The sequence below is a fragment of the Plantactinospora sp. A48 genome, from assembly GCF_055793945.1.
Genome location: NZ_JBTIXF010000149.1, coordinates 1 through 686 on the forward strand (window position 1 = coordinate 1; position 686 = coordinate 686).

A 686-nucleotide genomic window follows, 5' to 3' on the forward strand; every position below is an offset into this window, starting at 1 on the left:
ACGTATTGGCCGTTGGCGGGTCGGGTGACCCAGATGTAGTAGTAGTTGCCGCGTTTGTAGAAGCGGGAGCCTTCGAGGGTGCCGATGTTGGAGGGGGTGGAGAAGACTTGTTGGTGGCGGACTTCGCTGGTGCCGTCGGGGGATAGTTGGGCGACGCTGATCTGGGTGTTGCCGTAGGCGACGTACATGGTGTCGTTGTCGTCGATGAGCATGCCGGCGTCGTAGTAGCAGTTGTTGATGCGGGCTTTTTTGGACCAGGTGCCGTCGACGGCGGTGGCGGTGTAGACGTAGGTGCGGTTGAATTCCACGCAGCCGAGCCAGTAGTAGGTGCTGTTGCTCTTGCGGTAGTTGAACGCTGAGGCCCAGATGCCCTTGATGTAGGCGCGGCCGCCGATCATGTTGTAGGCGTTGTTGTCGAAGTCCAGGGAGGGGACGGAGTGTCCGGCGTATTCCCAGTGGACCAGGTCGTAGGAACGCAGGATCGGCGCGCCGGGTGAGTAGTGCATGGTGGAGGCCGAGTAGTAGTAGACGTCACCGACGCGGATGATGTCTCCGTCGGCGAAGTCCTGCCACACGATCGGGTTGCTGTAGGTCGACGACGGCGGCCACGGTCCATCCGTCGGCGGCGCGGACGTCGGAGGCTCGGACGTCGGCGGCGCACTCGTCGGCGGAGCGGACGTCGGCGG

Annotated in this window: 1 protein-coding gene; it reads right to left on the minus strand. The window is 63.3% G+C overall.

Annotated features, from left to right (window positions below):
- On the minus strand, positions 1-686 hold a 686-nt coding region (locus tag ACXN5W_RS30380), incomplete at both ends, for a glycoside hydrolase 43 family protein (protein ID WP_473161818.1).